This window comes from Escherichia sp. GZ89 (genome assembly GCF_019366485.1).
Lineage (GTDB): Bacteria > Pseudomonadota > Gammaproteobacteria > Enterobacterales > Enterobacteriaceae > Escherichia > Escherichia fergusonii.
Genome location: NZ_JAEOHX010000010.1, coordinates 1 through 17,246, shown reverse-complemented (window position 1 = coordinate 17,246; position 17,246 = coordinate 1). Strand labels below are relative to the sequence as shown.

17 protein-coding genes and 1 pseudogene are annotated in these 17,246 nt (G+C 50.8%); 10 read left to right on the top strand and 8 right to left on the bottom strand.

Annotated features, from left to right (window positions below):
* Positions 1–32: 32 nt before the first annotated feature.
* Complete coding sequence (gene rbn / locus K0335_RS15960; protein WP_046081613.1) at positions 33–950, bottom strand: ribonuclease BN; 918 nt, start codon at positions 948–950, stop codon at positions 33–35.
* A gap of 65 nt (positions 951–1,015) precedes the next feature.
* Here rbn and K0335_RS15955 point away from each other — a divergent pair, with 65 nt between their 5' ends.
* From K0335_RS15955 to pmrD, 9 genes are all read left to right on the top strand, one after another.
* Entirely contained in the window at positions 1,016–1,477 is a 462-nt protein-coding gene (locus K0335_RS15955; protein ID WP_104918007.1) for a GNAT family N-acetyltransferase, read from the top strand.
* 54 nt (positions 1,478–1,531) lie between these two features.
* Complete coding sequence (elaB, locus tag K0335_RS15950; protein WP_219393923.1) at positions 1,532–1,837, top strand: stress response protein ElaB; 306 nt, start codon at positions 1,532–1,534, stop codon at positions 1,835–1,837.
* Positions 1,838–1,930: 93 nt separating this feature from the next.
* Positions 1,931–3,226: an isochorismate synthase MenF gene (gene menF, locus K0335_RS15945; protein WP_001191448.1), complete on the top strand. Its 1,296-nt coding sequence runs from the start codon at positions 1,931–1,933 to the stop codon at positions 3,224–3,226.
* 88 nt (positions 3,227–3,314) lie between these two features.
* A complete protein-coding gene (gene menD / locus K0335_RS15940) occupies positions 3,315–4,985 on the top strand; it encodes a 2-succinyl-5-enolpyruvyl-6-hydroxy-3-cyclohexene-1-carboxylic-acid synthase (RefSeq protein WP_104919521.1) in 1,671 nt (556 codons plus the stop codon).
* Positions 4,982–5,740 (top strand): 2-succinyl-6-hydroxy-2,4-cyclohexadiene-1-carboxylate synthase, encoded by a 759-nt coding sequence (gene menH, locus K0335_RS15935; protein ID WP_104919520.1) that lies wholly within the window; start codon positions 4,982–4,984, stop codon positions 5,738–5,740. Before menD ends, menH begins: the two co-directional genes overlap by 4 nt.
* A 14-nt stretch (positions 5,741–5,754) precedes the next feature.
* Complete coding sequence (gene menB / locus K0335_RS15930) at positions 5,755–6,612, top strand: 1,4-dihydroxy-2-naphthoyl-CoA synthase (protein WP_000639996.1); 858 nt, start codon at positions 5,755–5,757, stop codon at positions 6,610–6,612.
* On the top strand, positions 6,612–7,574 hold the full coding sequence (menC, locus tag K0335_RS15925; RefSeq protein ID WP_104919519.1) for an o-succinylbenzoate synthase: 963 nt from the start codon (positions 6,612–6,614) through the stop codon (positions 7,572–7,574). The genes menB and menC overlap by 1 nt, the downstream gene beginning before the upstream one ends.
* Entirely contained in the window at positions 7,571–8,926 is a 1,356-nt protein-coding gene (gene menE / locus K0335_RS15920) for an o-succinylbenzoate--CoA ligase (RefSeq protein ID WP_104919518.1), read from the top strand. Before menC ends, menE begins: the two co-directional genes overlap by 4 nt.
* A 112-nt stretch (positions 8,927–9,038) precedes the next feature.
* A complete protein-coding gene (gene pmrD, locus K0335_RS15915) occupies positions 9,039–9,305 on the top strand; it encodes a signal transduction protein PmrD (RefSeq protein WP_104919517.1) in 267 nt (88 codons plus the stop codon).
* Here the strand turns inward: pmrD and arnF are convergent.
* From arnF to arnB, 7 genes are read right to left on the bottom strand one after another with little or no spacing between them, the layout of a single operon-like run.
* The gene (gene arnF, locus K0335_RS15910; protein WP_000523871.1) at positions 9,299–9,685 is read right to left on the bottom strand and encodes a 4-amino-4-deoxy-L-arabinose-phosphoundecaprenol flippase subunit ArnF; all 387 of its coding nucleotides are present in this window, start codon (positions 9,683–9,685) and stop codon (positions 9,299–9,301) included. The two genes, pmrD and arnF, sit on opposite strands and share 7 nt — an antisense overlap.
* A complete protein-coding gene (gene arnE / locus K0335_RS15905) occupies positions 9,685–10,020 on the bottom strand; it encodes a 4-amino-4-deoxy-L-arabinose-phosphoundecaprenol flippase subunit ArnE (RefSeq protein WP_104918002.1) in 336 nt (111 codons plus the stop codon). The genes arnF and arnE overlap by 1 nt, the downstream gene beginning before the upstream one ends.
* Entirely contained in the window at positions 10,017–11,672 is a 1,656-nt protein-coding gene (gene arnT, locus K0335_RS15900) for a lipid IV(A) 4-amino-4-deoxy-L-arabinosyltransferase (RefSeq protein ID WP_219393922.1), read from the bottom strand. The genes arnE and arnT overlap by 4 nt, the downstream gene beginning before the upstream one ends.
* On the bottom strand, positions 11,669–12,571 hold the full coding sequence (gene arnD / locus K0335_RS15895) for a 4-deoxy-4-formamido-L-arabinose-phosphoundecaprenol deformylase (protein WP_000169754.1): 903 nt from the start codon (positions 12,569–12,571) through the stop codon (positions 11,669–11,671). The genes arnT and arnD overlap by 4 nt, the downstream gene beginning before the upstream one ends.
* Complete coding sequence (arnA, locus tag K0335_RS15890) at positions 12,568–14,550, bottom strand: bifunctional UDP-4-amino-4-deoxy-L-arabinose formyltransferase/UDP-glucuronic acid oxidase ArnA (RefSeq protein WP_104919515.1); 1,983 nt, start codon at positions 14,548–14,550, stop codon at positions 12,568–12,570. Before arnA ends, arnD begins: the two co-directional genes overlap by 4 nt.
* Complete coding sequence (gene arnC, locus K0335_RS15885) at positions 14,550–15,530, bottom strand: undecaprenyl-phosphate 4-deoxy-4-formamido-L-arabinose transferase (protein WP_104919514.1); 981 nt, start codon at positions 15,528–15,530, stop codon at positions 14,550–14,552. The genes arnA and arnC overlap by 1 nt, the downstream gene beginning before the upstream one ends.
* A 3-nt stretch (positions 15,531–15,533) precedes the next feature.
* The gene (gene arnB, locus K0335_RS15880) at positions 15,534–16,673 is read right to left on the bottom strand and encodes a UDP-4-amino-4-deoxy-L-arabinose aminotransferase (RefSeq protein WP_219393921.1); all 1,140 of its coding nucleotides are present in this window, start codon (positions 16,671–16,673) and stop codon (positions 15,534–15,536) included.
* Positions 16,674–17,003: 330 nt separating this feature from the next.
* Between arnB and K0335_RS22510 the strand changes: the two are divergent.
* Positions 17,004–17,174, top strand: a pseudogene (locus K0335_RS22510) (histidine phosphatase family protein); the annotation flags it as partial.
* Positions 17,175–17,246 lie beyond the last annotated feature (72 nt).

The window sequence follows — 17,246 nt, the reverse complement described above, 5'->3', positions numbered from 1 at the left end:
AGTTATCGGCAGTGAGGACAAAAAATACAGCGTTAAACGCTAAAAACTGCGTAATCGTGAGCCAGATCGGTTGCCGGGAAAATATCGCGGCACTCCTGTAACATACGCTGACAGCCTTTATCGTCATAACGTGAGCTGATATGGGTAATAATCAATTTACTTACACCAGCTTCTCGCGCCAATGTTGCTGCCTGACACGTCGAACTGTGCCCCCGGCTGTTAGCTTTAGCTTCCATCGACATATCCAGGGTTGCTTCATGGATCATCACGTCTGCGTGTCGGGCAAGTTCAAGCGCGTTATCACAGGGTGCTGTGTCACCAAAAATAGCGAGCACTTTTCCTGGCGTTGCTGGCGCTAAATAATCAGCACCGTTAATTTGCCTGCCGTCTTCCAGGGTTACTGTTTTGCCCGCTTTTAAATCCTGAAACAGGGGACCGGGCTGCACGCCTGCCGCTTTTAACCCTTTAGCATCCAATGCGCCAGGTTTTTCATGCTCTTCAATGCGAAAACCATAACACTCCAGCGGGTGTTCCATCGGGTACGCGGTCACCTTGCGCAGGCCATCATCCAGGATCTCTCCTGCACTGATTTCAATGACGTCCAGCGGATAATCCGTCCAGGAACTGCTCAACCGTAGGGCGGTTTCTACAAATTCCTGAATACCTTTTGGTCCGTAAATAGTGAGCGGTTGCATACTCCCTGCCATAGAGCGGCTGCAAAGCAAACCCGGCAAGCCAAAAAGATGATCGCCATGTAAGTGGCTGATAAAAATCCGATCCAGTTTGCCGGGATTATAACTTGTGCTTAGCAATTGATGTTGCGTACCTTCACCACAGTCAAATAACCACAGGCCGGCCTGGGTTGGATGTTGCAGGTTGAGTAATATCGCTGTGACATTTCGAGTCCGGGTCGGTACACCCGCAGACGTACCTAAAAAAATTAATTCCATGAGACCATCACATTTTTCAAAAGTATTGCGGCTAGTATAAAACAAACATCACAAAGGAGCGCCCGATGATTGACTGGCAAGATCTGCATAATTCCGAACTCAACGTCTCTCAGCTTTATGCTTTATTACAACTGCGTTGTGCAGTATTTATCGTTGAACAAAACTGTCCTTATCAGGATATTGATGGCGACGACCTGGTGGGAGAAAACCGCCATATTCTTGGCTGGCAAAACGGGGAACTGGTGGCATATGCGAGGATTCTGAAAAGCGATGATGATCTCGAACCGGTAGTGATTGGTCGGGTGATCGTCAGCAAAGCCTGGCGCGGTGAAAAAGTGGGCCAGCAGCTGATGAACAAAACACTTGAGTCATGTGCCCGTTACTGGCCTGGGAAGCCCATCTATCTTGGTGCTCAGGCACATCTGCAAAACTTTTACCATAGTTTTGGTTTTACCCCGGTGACCGAAATTTACGAGGAAGATGGTATTCCCCACATCGGGATGGCGCGCGAGGTCATTCAGGCGTAATCGATAAGTGTTGTCTATAGTTAGTGACAGGTTTTACATAAATGGAGAACGCGAATGTCTAATCAATTTGGTGAAACACGTATCGATGATGACCTGACGTTGCTGAGCGAAACACTGGAAGAGGTGCTTCGCTCCTCTGGCGACCCCGCCGACCAAAAATATATCGAGTTAAAAGTACGGGCTGAAAAAGCGCTGGAGGATGTTAAAAAACGCGTCAGCCATGCTTCCGATAATTACTATTATCGGGCGAAGCAAGCGGTTTATCGTGCGGATGATTATGTCCATGAAAAACCCTGGCAGGGAATTGGTGTAGGTGCTGCTGTTGGCCTTGTAATGGGATTACTGCTCGCGCGTCGATAATTTCACCTGGTTGCCTTCTTCCCTAAACTGGGGTACTGCTTTTTTGTGTTAGTACCCCGTATAATGTGAGGCTTTTAACAGGGAGAGGTCCGCGTGCAATCACTCACCACGGCGCTGGAAAGTCTGTTGCGCCAGTTATCGCAATCTTTTCCGGTAGCACCAGGCATCCGGATTTTCGATATTCCTTTCCCTCTCAAAGACGCTTTTGATGCCTTGAGCTGGCTGGCCAGTCAGCAAACGTACCCGCAATTCTACTGGCAACAACGTAATGGTGATGAAGAAGCTGCCGTCCTGGGCGCGATTACCCATTTTACATCATTGGACCAGGCGCAACGTTTTCTTCACCAGCACCCGGAACATGCCGACTTACGCATCTGGGGGCTGAATGCATTTGACCCGTCGCAGGGCAATTTACTTTTACCACGCCTGGAATGGCAACGCTGTGGCGGTAAAGCCACGCTGCGGCTGACGCTATTCAGCGAAAGCTCCCTTCAGCACGATGCGATAAAGGCAAAAGAATTTATCGCTACACTGGTGAGTATCAAGCCCCTGCCAGGGTTACATTTAACCACCACGCGAGAACAACATTGGCCGGACAAAACGGGCTGGACGCGATTAATCGAACTGGCAACGCAAACTATCGCCGAAGGTGAACTCGACAAAGTGGTTCTTGCACGGGCTACTGACCTGCATTTCGCAAGTCCGGTTAATGCGGCGGCGATGATGGCTGCCAGTCGTCGGCTCAATCTGAACTGCTACCATTTTTACATGGCCTTTGATAGCGAAAATGCTTTTCTTGGTTCTTCACCGGAACGGTTATGGCGGCGGCGTGACAAAGCGCTGCGTACTGAAGCGCTGGCGGGAACGGTAGCAAATCATCCTGATGATAAGCAGGCGCAGCAGTTAGGTGAGTGGCTGATGGCGGATGATAAAAACCAGCGCGAGAACATGCTGGTGGTGGAAGATATCTGCCAACGATTGCAGGCCGATACCCAGACGCTGGATGTTTTACCACCGCAGGTACTGCGTCTGCGTAAAGTGCAGCATCTGCGCCGCTGTATCTGGACTTCACTCAACAAAGCGGATGATGTGATCTGTTTACATCAGTTGCAGCCAACGGCTGCGGTTGCGGGCTTACCGCGTGACCTGGCGCGGCAGTTTATCGCCCGTCACGAACCGTTCACCCGTGAATGGTATGCCGGTTCCGCGGGCTATCTTTCGTTACAACAAAGCGAATTCTGCGTTTCCCTGCGCTCAGCAAAAATTAGCGGCAATGTCGTGCGATTATATGCTGGCGCGGGCATTGTCCGTGGCTCCGACCCCGAGCAAGAGTGGCAGGAAATCGACAACAAAGCGGCAGGGCTGCGTACTTTATTACAAATGGAATAGTAATGAGTCGCATCATTACCGATTCATATCAATAATCTATTTTTGTAGCTCCTTATACTTAGCCGCAATATTGATACCGGACAAACTCATGTCAGTAAGCGCATTTAACCGACGCTGGGCGGCGGTCATTCTGGAAGCATTAACGCGTCACGGCGTCAGACACATTTGTATCGCCCCTGGCTCGCGTTCTACACCGTTAACGTTAGCAGCGGCGGAGAATTCCGCCTTTATTCACCACACCCATTTTGATGAGCGTGGACTGGGGCATCTGGCGCTGGGGCTGGCGAAAGTCAGCAAGCAGCCGGTGGCAGTGATTGTGACCTCCGGCACGGCGGTAGCAAATCTCTATCCGGCACTAATAGAAGCTGGGTTAACCGGAGAAAAACTGATCCTGTTAACCGCCGATCGCCCGCCGGAGCTCATTGACTGCGGCGCGAATCAGGCGATTCGTCAGCCGGGAATGTTCGCCTCTCATCCTACGCATAGCATTTCACTGCCGCGCCCGACGCAGGATATTTCTGCCCGTTGGCTGGTTTCTACTATCGACCACGCCCTTGGTACGCTTCATGCTGGAGGAGTCCATATCAACTGCCCGTTTGCTGAACCGCTATATGGCGAGATGGACGACACCGGGCTTAGTTGGCAACAGCGTCTTGGCGACTGGTGGCAGGACGATAAACCGTGGCTGCGTGAAGCGTCTCGTCTGGAAAGTGAAAAACAGCGTGACTGGTTCTTCTGGCGACAAAAGCGCGGCGTGGTAGTTGCTGGTCGCATGAGTGCGGAAGAGGGCAAAAAAGTTGCTCTGTGGGCGCAAACTCTTGGCTGGCCGCTGATTGGCGACGTCCTGTCGCAAACCGGACAGCCGCTGCCGTGTGCCGATCTCTGGTTAGGCAATGCCAAAGCGACCAGCGAACTGCAACAGGCGCAGATTGTGGTGCAACTGGGCAGCAGCCTGACGGGCAAACGGCTCCTGCAATGGCAGGCAAGCTGTGAACCCGAAGAGTACTGGATTGTTGATGACATTGAAGGGCGACTTGATCCGGCACACCATCGCGGACGCCGCTTAATTGCCAATATTGCCGACTGGCTGGAGCAACATCCGGCAGAAAAACGCCAGCCCTGGTGCATTGAAATCCCGCGCCTGGCGGAACAGGCAATGCAGGCGGTTGTTGCCCGTAGCGATGCGTTTGGCGAAGCACAACTGGCGCATCGCATCAGCGACTATCTGCCTGAACAGGGGCAATTGTTTGTCGGTAACAGCCTGGTGGTACGTCTGATTGATGCGCTTTCGCAACTTCCGGCAGGTTACCCGGTGTACAGCAATCGTGGGGCCAGCGGTATTGACGGGCTGCTTTCTACTGCCGCAGGCGTTCAGCGGGCCAGTGGCAAACCGACGCTGGCGATTGTGGGCGATCTCTCAGCACTTTACGATCTCAACGCGCTGGCGTTATTACGTCAGGTTTCCGCGCCGCTGGTATTAATTGTGGTGAACAACAACGGCGGGCAAATTTTCTCGCTGTTGCCAACGCCGAAAAACGAGCGCGAGCGTTTCTATCTGATGCCGCAAAACGTCCATTTTGAGCACGCCGCCGCGATGTTCGAGCTGAAATATCATCGTCCGCAAAACTGGCAGGAACTTGAAACGGCACTTGCCGACGCCTGGCGCACGCCGACCACTACGGTAATTGAAATGGTGGTTAACGACACCGATGGTGCGCAAACCCTCCAGCAACTGCTGGCGCAGGTAAGCCATTTATGATCCTGCACGCGCAGGCAAAACACGGCAAACCAGGTTTACCCTGGCTGGTGTTTTTGCACGGTTTTTCCGGCGATTGCCAGGAATGGCAAGAAGTGGGCGAGGCGTTTGCCGACTACTCGCGGTTGTATGTTGATCTCCCAGGTCACGGTGGTTCGGCGGCAATTAGCGTCGATGGGTTTGATGATGTCACCGACTTACTGCGTAAAACGCTAGTTAGTTACAACATCCTTAATTTCTGGCTGGTGGGATACTCGCTCGGCGGACGGGGGGCGATGATGGCGGCTTGTCAGGGGATGACGGGGCTGAGTGGGGTTGTGGTCGAAGGCGGGCATCCGGGATTGCAAAGTGCTGAACAACGCACGGAACGTCTGCTTTCCGATCGCCAATGGGCGCAGCGTTTTCGCACAGAACCATTAACGGCGGTATTTGCCGACTGGTATCAACAGCCTGTCTTTGCCTCGCTCAATGACGATCAACGCCGGGAGCTGGTGGCGCTGCGCAGCAACAATAACGGCGCAACCCTTGCCGCGATGCTGGAGGCTACTTCTCTCGCCGTCCAGCCTGATTTACGTGCTAACCTTAGCGCCCGCACATTTGCGTTTTATTATTTATGTGGTGAACGTGACAGCAAATTCCGCGCTCTGGCGGCGGAACTGGCTGCCGACTGCCATGTCATTCCTCGCGCCGGACATAACGCGCACCGGGAAAATCCCGCTGGCGTAATCGCAAGTCTGGCGCAGATCTTGCGTTTCTGACTAAAGGACACAATATGATTTATCCTGATGAAGCAATGCTTTACGCACCGGTTGAATGGCACGACTGCTCCGAAGGTTTCGAGGACATTCGTTATGAAAAATCCACCGACGGTATCGCAAAAATCACCATTAATCGTCCGCAGGTGCGCAATGCCTTCCGTCCTCTGACGGTAAAAGAGATGATCCAGGCACTGGCAGATGCGCGTTATGACGACAACATCGGCGTGATCATTCTGACTGGTGCAGGTGATAAAGCGTTCTGCTCTGGTGGCGACCAGAAAGTGCGTGGCGATTACGGCGGCTATAAAGATGATTCCGGCGTACATCACCTGAATGTGCTGGACTTCCAGCGTCAGATCCGTACCTGTCCGAAACCGGTTGTCGCGATGGTAGCGGGTTACTCCATCGGCGGCGGTCACGTTCTGCACATGATGTGCGACCTGACTATCGCGGCAGATAACGCCATCTTCGGTCAGACTGGCCCGAAAGTCGGTTCCTTCGATGGCGGCTGGGGCGCTTCCTATATGGCGCGCATTGTCGGGCAGAAAAAAGCGCGTGAAATCTGGTTCCTGTGCCGTCAGTACGACGCAAAACAGGCGCTGGATATGGGCCTCGTGAATACCGTGGTGCCGCTGGCCGATCTGGAAAAAGAAACCGTGCGTTGGTGCCGTGAAATGCTGCAAAACAGCCCGATGGCGCTGCGTTGCCTGAAAGCTGCGCTGAACGCTGACTGTGACGGTCAGGCGGGTCTGCAGGAGCTGGCGGGCAATGCCACCATGCTGTTCTACATGACAGAAGAAGGTCAGGAAGGTCGCAACGCCTTCAACCAGAAACGTCAGCCTGACTTCAGCAAATTTAAACGGAATCCGTAATGCGTAGTGCGCAGGTATACCGCTGGCAGATCCCCATGGACGCGGGGGTGGTTCTGCGCGACAGGCGGTTAAAAACCCGCGACGGGCTATATGTTTGCCTGCGTGAGGGCGAGTGCGAAGGGTGGGGGGAGATCTCCCCACTGCCTGGCTTCAGTCAGGAAACCTGGGAAGAGGCGCAAAGTGTGCTGCTTACCTGGGTAAATAACTGGCTGGCTGGCGATTGCGAATTACCGCAAATGCCTTCCGTCGCCTTTGGCGTAAGCTGTGCATTGGCTGAGCTGGCAGACACGTTACCACAGGCGGCAAATTTCCGTGCTGCACCGTTGTGTAATGGTGATCCTGACGATCTGATCCTCAAACTTGCCGATATGCCGGGCGAGAAAGTGGCGAAGATCAAAGTGGGATTGTACGAAGCCGTGCGCGACGGCATGGTGGTTAATCTGTTGCTGGAGGCCATTCCGGATCTGCATTTGCGTCTTGATGCGAATCGCGCCTGGACGCCGTTGAAAGGCCAGCAGTTTGCCAAATACGTTAACCCGGATTATCGCGGCCGCATCGCGTTTCTCGAAGAACCGTGCAAAACCCGCGAGGATTCCCGCGCCTTTGCCCGTGAAACGGGTATTGCCATTGCCTGGGATGAAAGCCTGCGCGAGCCGGATTTTGCCTTTGTGGCGGAAGAAGGCGTGCGAGCGGTGGTGATCAAACCCACGCTCACGGGCAGCCTGGAGAAAGTGCGCGAGCAGGTGCAGGCGGCGCACGCGCTGGGGTTGACGGCGGTGATCAGTTCATCTATTGAGTCGAGCTTAGGCTTAACGCAACTGGCGCGGATTACTGCCTGGTTAACACCAGACACCATTCCGGGGCTGGACACGCTGGATCTGATGCAGGCGCAGCAGGTTCGTCGCTGGCCGGGTAGCACGCTGCCTTTTGTCGACGTTGATGCACTGGAGCGGTTGTTATGATCTTCTCTGACTGGCCGTGGCGTCACTGGCGGCAAGTGCGGGGAGAAGCCATCGCCTTACGTCTCAATGATGAGCAACTCAACTGGCGCGAGCTTTGTGCTCGCGTCGATGAATTAGCCTCCGGCTTTGCGGCGCAGGGCGTGGTTGAGGGCAGCGGCGTGATGTTGCGGGCGTGGAATACGCCGCAAACGCTGCTTACCTGGCTGGCGCTACTGCAATGCGGAGCGCGGGTGCTGCCCGTGAATCCACAGTTGCCGCAACCGTTGCTTGAGGAATTGTTGCCCAATCTGACGCTGCAATTTGCACTGGTGCCGGAAGGGGAAAACACGTTTCCGGCGTTAACGTCGCTGCATATTCAGCAGGTTGAAGGCGTACATGCCGCTGCGTGGCAGCCGACGCGTCTGTGCTCAATGACGTTAACTTCTGGCTCCACCGGGTTGCCGAAAGCCGCTGTTCATACTTATCAGGCCCATCTTGCCAGCGCCGAAGGGGTGTTATCGCTGATTCCATTTGGCGAGCACGATGACTGGTTGCTCTCTTTGCCGCTGTTTCACGTCTCCGGTCAGGGAATTATGTGGCGCTGGTTATACGCTGGTGCGCGGATGACGGTACGTGATAAACAGCCGCTGGATCACATGCTGGCAGACTGTACTCACGCATCGCTGGTGCCGACGCAGCTCTGGCGTTTGCTGGTTAACCGCAGTTCCGTTTCCCTGAAAGCAGTGTTGCTTGGCGGCGCGGCGATCCCGGTCGAGTTGACGGAACAGGCGCGCGAGCAGGGTATTCGTTGCTTTTGTGGCTATGGTCTGACCGAGTTTGCTTCCACGGTGTGTGCGAAAGAAGCCGACGGTCTGGCGGACGTCGGTTCGCCGCTGCCCGGTCGGGAAGTGAAAATCGTTAACGATGAAGTGTGGCTGCGGGCTGCCAGCATGGCAGAAGGTTACTGGCGTAACGGACAACTGGTGCCGCTGCTCAATGACGAAGGCTGGTACGCTACGCGCGATCGCGGCGAGATGGATAACGGTAAACTGACCATTGTCGGGCGCTTAGATAATCTGTTCTTCAGTGGAGGCGAAGGTATTCAGCCGGAAGAGGTGGAGCGGGTTATTGCTGCACATCCTGCGGTTTTGCAGGTGTTTATCGTCCCCGTCGCGGACAAGGAGTTTGGTCATCGACCGGTAGCGGTGGTGGAGTATGACCATCAAAGCGTTGATCTCAGCGAATGGGTGAAAGATAAGCTGGCCCGTTTTCAACAACCGGTGCGCTGGCTGACTTTGCCGCCGGAGCTGAAAAACGGCGGTATTAAAATTTCACGTCAGGCGCTAAAAGAATGGGTGCAACGTCAGCAATAATTATTGACTCTCCATTTCACTTCTCATTTCTGCCATTCCATTGCCGTTGATGAAGAGTTTATCTGTTAATCTGTAAATTAATATGAAAACTCTTAGCAAACAGGATAATGCAATGGAATGGCTGGTCAAAAAATCGTGCTGCAATAAACAAGTTAACAGACATGTACTTATGCTCTGCGATGCTGGCGGCGCGATAAAAATGATCGCCGAAGTGAAGAGTGACTTCGCCGTGAACGTAGGGGATTTACTCTCACCTTTACAGAATGCGCTGTACTGTATTAATCGTGAAAAGCTACATACGGTGAAAGTCCTCTCGGCAAGCAGCTACAGCCCCGATGAGTGGGAACGGCAGTGTCAATCGGCTGGGAAAACTCAGTAACGTTGTTTTGTCGTGGGCAGGAAAATCAGCATCAACCCACTCATAATACAGGCTACTCCCAGTAGTGCCTTCAGAGAAAAAGTCCCTTCCCAGCCGGGAAGTACCATAGATGCAATCCATACCAGCACATAACTCATACTGAGTAAGGCATAGGCTTTGCTGAGTGCTAACTGGTGTAACGCTTTATACCAGCAAAAAACAGAGAGCAGATAACCCACCAGGCCGACGACCAGCATTCTGGCTCCGGGACCAAAGGCAAAAAATGCCGCAATAAAATCCCAGAATTGCGTCATCGGCGGTAGATGACTCGCCGCATACCCCAGGCTTAATTGCGCAGCGGAGGCAATAATGACGCTGAATAATCCCCACATCAGACCCATTACACCGTACTCCCGAGAATCACAATGCCACCAATAATGAACGCCACCCCACACCAGTGCCGAAAAGACACCGGTTCGTGCCAGAGTTTTGTTGCCGCCAGTGTCACCCAGACAAAATTCAGGCTTAGCATAGGGTAGGCGATTCCTACGGGTACGGTCTGTAATACCAGTAGCCAGAGCACCATCGCCAGACCAAGGCAGACCAGCCCCAGCCCCAGCCACAGCGTGATATGTTGACTGCGTTTGCTTATCGCCACTGGCCGGGTCGCCTGTTTCTGACAGAGCTGCCCGGCCACACTAAGCAAACTGGCGAGAATCAATACCAGCCAAATCATTTTGGTAAATACTGAATCAATACCAGACGCCCTTGATGATCGACGGCATCGGCAGGTGGAATGGCAAGACGATTGATATCTTCATCCCGGTCAACTGAAAGCACGAGTGTAATAACCCCTTCCTGACGATGTTGATTAAGCCAACTGGTGAAACTTGCCGCCGGGATAAATTTGTCTTTTACATCAGGATAATCCAGGCCATATTTCAACTCTCCACGCTGCTGATACAGCATAATATCATCTCGCTGTAAGCTCCATGCCAGGCCCGCAGCAACGCCCACACTATCGGTCAGAATATAGCGGCTTGGTTTAAGCATTTCACTGGTCATGCCGACAAAGAATTGCGGTTGCTTAGACTCCCTTACTCTGTCTGGCATCGCAAAACCGACCAACAATGCCAGTCCCAAAGGACAAAGCGCGGCATAAGGCCATCTTTTTTCACTATCTGTGAGTGTGTACCAGCCGAAAAATGCCCACAGTGAAAAAATAGCCCATGAGCAAAAAACTTTATAACTTTCGAAATGGGCCCAAACAGGTGGTTTTATCGGTCCCCATGGCGAGACAACAAACGTGGCAATAATGCCCGTGATGCCAAAAGCTATATTTATCCAGCCATTGAAACGCAGTGCAAAAATATTCTTTTTGGCCGCCTGTATTCCATATCCGGCCATTAAAATAGCCAGCGGGGCGAAGCATGAAAGAATATATGTGAGCAATTTACCTTTAGCCATGCTGAAAAAAAGTAATGGCATTACAATCCAACATAACAAATAGAATGCTGCGGCATGATGGCCGCGATTTTGCCAGCCTGACCGTAATGCTCCAGGCAATAATCCAAGCCATGGCAAGCTACCAAGAAGAATAATGGGGATGTAATACCAGAATGGTGCTTTATGTTGTGCGTCATCCTGGGCAAAACGTTGAATATGTTCCACCCAGAAAAAGTAGTGCCAGAAGTCAGGTTCACGCGCGGCAATTGCCAGGCCCCAGGGAAGAATAATGAGTACACAACTGACAATTGCCAGCCCACCGTACATGAAGAGATCTTTCCAGCGTTTTTGTGCGACGACCCATGGCAGCACGCTCAGCACGGGAACAGCAAGAGCCTGAAAACCTTTGGTCATGACTCCCATGCCGCAGGTTAACCCCAGCAATAAAAAACCGGCACTTTTCCCTTTCCACGTTTGCGCCTGCATTGCCAGCCAGAAGCTGCACATTCCCGCCATTAACCAAAAAGCAATGAATGGATCAAGTACCGCATAAGTGCCAATGCCATAAACAATGATCAGCGAGAGATAAATCACTGCAGAAAGAACAGCCAGACGCTTATCACGCCATAAACGCATGGCAAACCAGGCGACCAGCAGAGCCGTTATTAACGTGGCAAAAATTACTCCAGCCCGTACTGCAAAATTACTATTACCAAACAACCATTGCCCGATACTGTTAAACCAATATCCAGCTATCGGTTTTTCGAAATAACGTAACCCCAGCATATGAGGTACGATCCAATCACCCGATGCCAGCATCTCCCGGCTAATTTCTGCATAACGCGTTTCATCAGGTTGCCATAGCAGACGGGTGTTCATGGGTAAAAAATAATAGAGTGCGATGAACGCGATAAAGGCCAGTATGTAACGTGCCGATTTCATTGACTTAAACTCACGCATTGTTGGCAACCAAGCCAGCCTTCACGCCCGGCAATATGTCCTCGTACAATTTCCCCCAAGGGTAAAGCGTCTTGCGTTGCGGGTAATAGCTCACTTAAAGGGCAAAATGTAATACCTTCACGGGCTGCGCGTTTCAGGAGATCAACAAAATCAAGATGGTAAGCACAGCCTTCGACTTCAGCGTGAATGGTATAAACAGGCGTACCTCTATCTCGCAGAATACGATTAAGAAGCCAGCCATTGAAATCTGCTGTTTTTACTTCCCGACCAACCACTTCATCCCAGGTTGGTAAGGTAACCGGGATTTGCGGTGTTCCTGATTTACCGGATTCCAGTTGTGGACGAAATGGCATTGTTCCTCTGCAATCACTGTTATAGCGCAAATGAAAGAACTCTTTTGCCTCCACGACCTGTTGGTCTGCACGCCAGCCAGCAGCTGCGGAACAGGACACGGGTTGACCAATAATTTCTTCCAGTACCCGAAGGCCACGTGCAATGTCATTAACCAGAGTTTGCTGATCCCAATTACCACTATGGGTCTGCCAGGCATGGTGATCCCAGGCGTGTAGCCCAATTTCATGATGTTTAGCTGCCTCGCGGATAATGGCAGCATTGGCTTTACCGATCTCTTTGCCTGCCCATGCGGTGCCAGCCAGTAAAATATCCCAGCCGTAAAGCGAAGCTGCGTTTGAACGCAGCATCTTCCACAGGAACTGCGGTTTTACCAGCCGCCATAGATGGCGGCCCATATTATCGGGACCAACGCTGAAGAAAAAACTGGCCTGAATATTATGCTTATCCAACGTTTCCAGCAGACGTGGCACGCCTTCGCGGGTACCGCGAAAGGTGTCGACATCAATGCGTAAGCCCACTTTAGTCATGACGATTTTTCCACGATATCTACTGTGCGCAGGAAGAAATCCAGCGTTTCGTCAATGGTTTCCTGCATATCGATGGTTGGCTCCCAGTCAAGGCAGCGGCGGGCATTGCGGATACTCGGTTTTCGGTGCTCCACGTCCTGATATCCTTTACCGTAATAGCTACTGCTTTCTACCACGCGGAAACCGGCAAATGGTGGGAAATGTTGGCGAAGCGGATGTTTATCAAAGCTCGCCAGAAGCATCTTGCCCAGTTCTTCAATACTCGCTTCGTTATCAGGGTTGCCGATATTAATAATCTCTCCGTCACAGCAATTACCTGTGTTTTCGATAATGCGGTATAACGCTTCAATACCATCGCGAATATCAGTAAAGCAACGTTTTTGTTTTCCGCCATCAATCAGTTTAATTGGCGATCCTTCCACCAGGTTGAGAATGAGTTGGGTAATGGCGCGCGAGCTACCAATTCGTGCCGCATTAAGGTTATCCAGCCGTGGCCCCATCCAGTTAAATGGACGGAAGAGGGTGAACTGCAAACCTTCTTTTTCGCCATACGCCCAAATAACCCGATCAAGCAACTGTTTTGATACAGAATAAATCCAACGCGGTTTGTTAATCGGACCAACAATTAAATTTGAATGATCCTCGTCGAAGAATTTATCAGTGCACATACCATAAACTTCCGACGTGGACGGGAAAATAATGCGTTTATGGTATTGAACGCAGTAACGAATAATCCGCAGATTTTCTTCAAAATCTAATTCAAATACACGTAGTGGATTACGGGTATATTCAATTGGTGTGGCGATTGCTACGAGTGGCAAGACGACGTCACATTTTTTAATGTGATACTCAATCCATTCAGAGTGGATACTGATATCACCTTCGACAAAATGAAAATTAGGATGTGTAAGGAACCGGCTAATGGCATCGCTACCAATATCCAGCCCGTACACTTCGTAATGGTCTTCACGTAGTAAACGTTCGGTCAGATGGTTACCAATAAAACCATTAACACCGAGGATTAGCACTCGGGTACGGCGCTGAACAGTACAAACTGGTTGACTGTTAAGCCGTGAACCTTCAACCAGTCCCAAAGTCTGGGCTAATTGTGAACCTTGCATGGTAATGCCATCGACCGACTGGCCCGTAATAACTTCCAGTGCACCGTCACCGCATGCAATAAGGAATGGAGCAACAGAAATCACGCTACCAGGTTGTGCGGCATTAACACGAGGATGAACCCGTGATGACCAGATGGTAAATTTTTGAGTGCCGACGTAACTGAACGCGCCGGGCCATGGATCAGCTACGGCACGTACCATGTTATGCAGTACTGTTGCCGGCTTGTTCCAGTCAAGGAAGCTGTCTTCGGGTTTTCTGCGGCCAAAGTAGGTGGCTTCACTTTCGTTTTGCGCAGTTTCTTGAGTTTGCCCCTGTTTAATTGCCGGTAATGCATATTCGAGCATCTGACTTGCCGTCTGGCAGAACTTTTTATGCAGAGTCAGAGCGGCATCTTCAGGATCAATTGCTACTCGCTGTTGCGCGATAATAGCGCCTGCATCGGCTTTTGCTACCATTCTGTGTAGTGTCACACCAGTTTCATTCTCGCCGTTTTCCAGTACCCAGTTCAGTGGTGCGCGACCACGGTATTTCGGCAATAAAGAACCGTGCAAATTAAAAGCCCCGTGCGGAGCCAGTTTTAAAATCTCATTGTTTAACAAGTTACGGTAATAGAATGAGAAAATAACGTCTGGTGCGAGTTGCGCGATACGTTCCACCCATAATGGATGATTAATATCATCTGGCGCATATACTGGAATACCAGCCAGGGCAGCCAGACGGGAAACTGAACCATAAAACACTTTCTCTGCGGGATTATCCGCATGAGTAAAAATAGCGCTAATCTCATAACCTGCGTCCAGCAATGCTTGTACGCCAAGGCAGCCCATATCGTGATAGGCAAAAACAACGGCTTTCATTAGTGGTTTTCCTCAATATCTATAGAACTTGCCGGACGGATTACTTTTTGAACGAAGTAGCGTGGACGGGCACGGACATCGTTGTAGATCCTGCCGATATACTCGCCAAGTAATCCCATGCCAATAAACTGGGCACCAATAAAGGTGAAGAGCACGGCAAACAACATAAAGACACCTTCACCGGACCACTGGGAGCCAAACGCCAGACGCAATACAACTAACAGTATTGCGAGGCTAAATCCTGAGGTAGCTATAATGCTGCCGAGAAGACTGAGCATGCGTAGTGGTGTGGTCGTAAGGCAGGTCACCAGGTCGTACATCAGGTTAATCAAACGCATAAAGCTATATTTGGATTCACCAAACTCTCGCTCTGCGTGATGCACAGGGATCTCAACTGCCTGGCGGGCAAAAATATTCGCCAGAATCGGAATAAAGGTGCTGCGTTCATGGCAGTGCAGCATCGCATCGACAATATGACAGCGATAGGCACGCAGCATACAACCGTAGTCGCCCATCGCTTTGCCGGTGGTGCGCTGGATGAGCCGATTGATCATCTTTGAGGCAGTTTTGCGAAACCAGCTGTCCTGGCGATTCTGACGTACTGTACCTACCACGTCATAGCCTTCATCCGCTTTGGCTACCAGGCGTGGGATCTCTTCTGGAGGATTTTGTAAATCGGCGTCGAGAGTAATGATCAAATCCCCGGTCACATAGCTAAAACCCGCCATAATGGCTGAATGTTGCCCGTAATTACGATTCAGCAAAATAGACACAATGTGGCTGTCCGGGGCTTGTGATGCTTCTACTAACATTTGCGCAGAAGCGTCGCTACTTCCATCGTCTATTAATAAAATTTCATATTCTTTGCCCAGGGATTCGCAGGCCGCTGTGGTGCGATTAATCAATTCCGGTAAGCTTTCCTGCTCGTTATAAACAGGAATAACCACCGAGACTTTCTTAATAGGGTGGATTTCAAACATCGTTTATTGTCCTGCGAGTTGGTGAAGGGCAGTAATGACGCGTTCAGCATCTGCGTTCGTCATATCCGGGAAAAGTGGCAACGAGCAGATGCGTTCGCTATTCCATTCCGTATTGGGTAGCGACAGATCAGGAAAATGTTGGCGATAATACTTTTGCGTGTGAGCGGCGCGAAAATGAAGTCCGGTGCCAATACCTTTTTCTTTTAGCGCTTCCATTAAAGTATCGCGATTAATGCCGCAACGTTGTTCATCGACACGAACAATGAAAAGATGCCAGGAATGGATATGTGGCCACGCCGGAAGCGCCAGGGGTTGGAAAGATAAATTCACCAAAGCGTGCTGGTACTGAGTAGCGATATCGTGACGGCGAGCATTGAATTGCTCAAGTTTATGCAGCTGTGTCAGGGCGATAGCGGCATTGATATCCGTCAGATTGTATTTGTATCCCGGCGTCAGAACTTCAGCTTGTGGCGCTCGCCCCCAGGTCTGTCGGTCGTAGGCATCGACACCCAGTCCATGAAATTTAAGCGTACGCAATTGGCGAGCGAGGCTTTCGTCATCGGTGACCACCAAACCGCCTTCTGCACAGGTAATATTTTTTATAGCGTGAAAAGAGAAGATAGCGGTGCCCCGTGCCCCGACGTGCTGACCTTTGTAATACGTATCAACGGCATGAGCGGCGTCTTCAATAACCGCAATACCATGGCGTTCGGCAATAGCATAGAGAGCGTTGGTATCTGCCGGGGCCCCGGCATAATGCACAGGAATAATCGCTTTTGTGCGTGGAGTTATGGCTGCCTCGACAATTTCTGGAGTAACCATCAGAGTGTCGCGATCCACATCCACCATAACGGGTGTTGCGCCCAACAGAGAAATCATATTAAGGGTCGAAACCCAGGTCATGGACGGGGTGATAACTTCATCGCCAGGACCAATTCCTAATGCCATCAATGTGATATGCATGCCAGCAGTTGCTGAACTCACGGCAACTGCATACTGATTACCCGTCAACTGAATAAAGGCATCTTCCAGTGCCAGATTTTTCGGCCCGGTAGTAATCCATCCGGATTCGAGAACCTCTTTAACTGCAGCAAGTTCTTCCGCGCCCATGGCCGGGCGTGAAAAAGGCAAAAAGTTCGACATTCATTGTCCTTAAGCCATGACACTAACACCCTATTATTATTTAAATAAGCATAGGGATGTTTCAGGGATATATTATTTGCATTACCAGAATATGCCTGGAAGATTAACATAACCTTAAGGATAGTTGGTGTTGTGACATTATATTTATTTTTTGCATTTTTCTTATGTAGCCTAATTGATTTTATTTTTCTTTTAAGGCATTTTGGCGAGGAAAATTTTCTAAGCTATTTATAACTAAAACCTGTAATTATCTATTTGGAATAGATTTTTTCTCCGCTCAATGGAATTATCTGACTTCTGAGGTAGGTTAAAATCTTAACCTGAAATTATATGAAACTGAAAAAACATGTTGCGGTTTTGCTCATCTCTTTTTTATGCCTTATCGGGTTAGTTACCCAGCATGCCTGGAGTAGCAATGGTTTGCCCCGTATAGATAACAAAACGCTGGCAAAGTTGTCTTTGCAACATCCCGTGGTTGTGTTGTTCCGTCATGCAGAGCGCTGAGAGATCCCCTCATAATTTCCCCAAAGCGTAACCATGTGTGAATAAATTTTGAGCTAGTAGGGTTGCAGC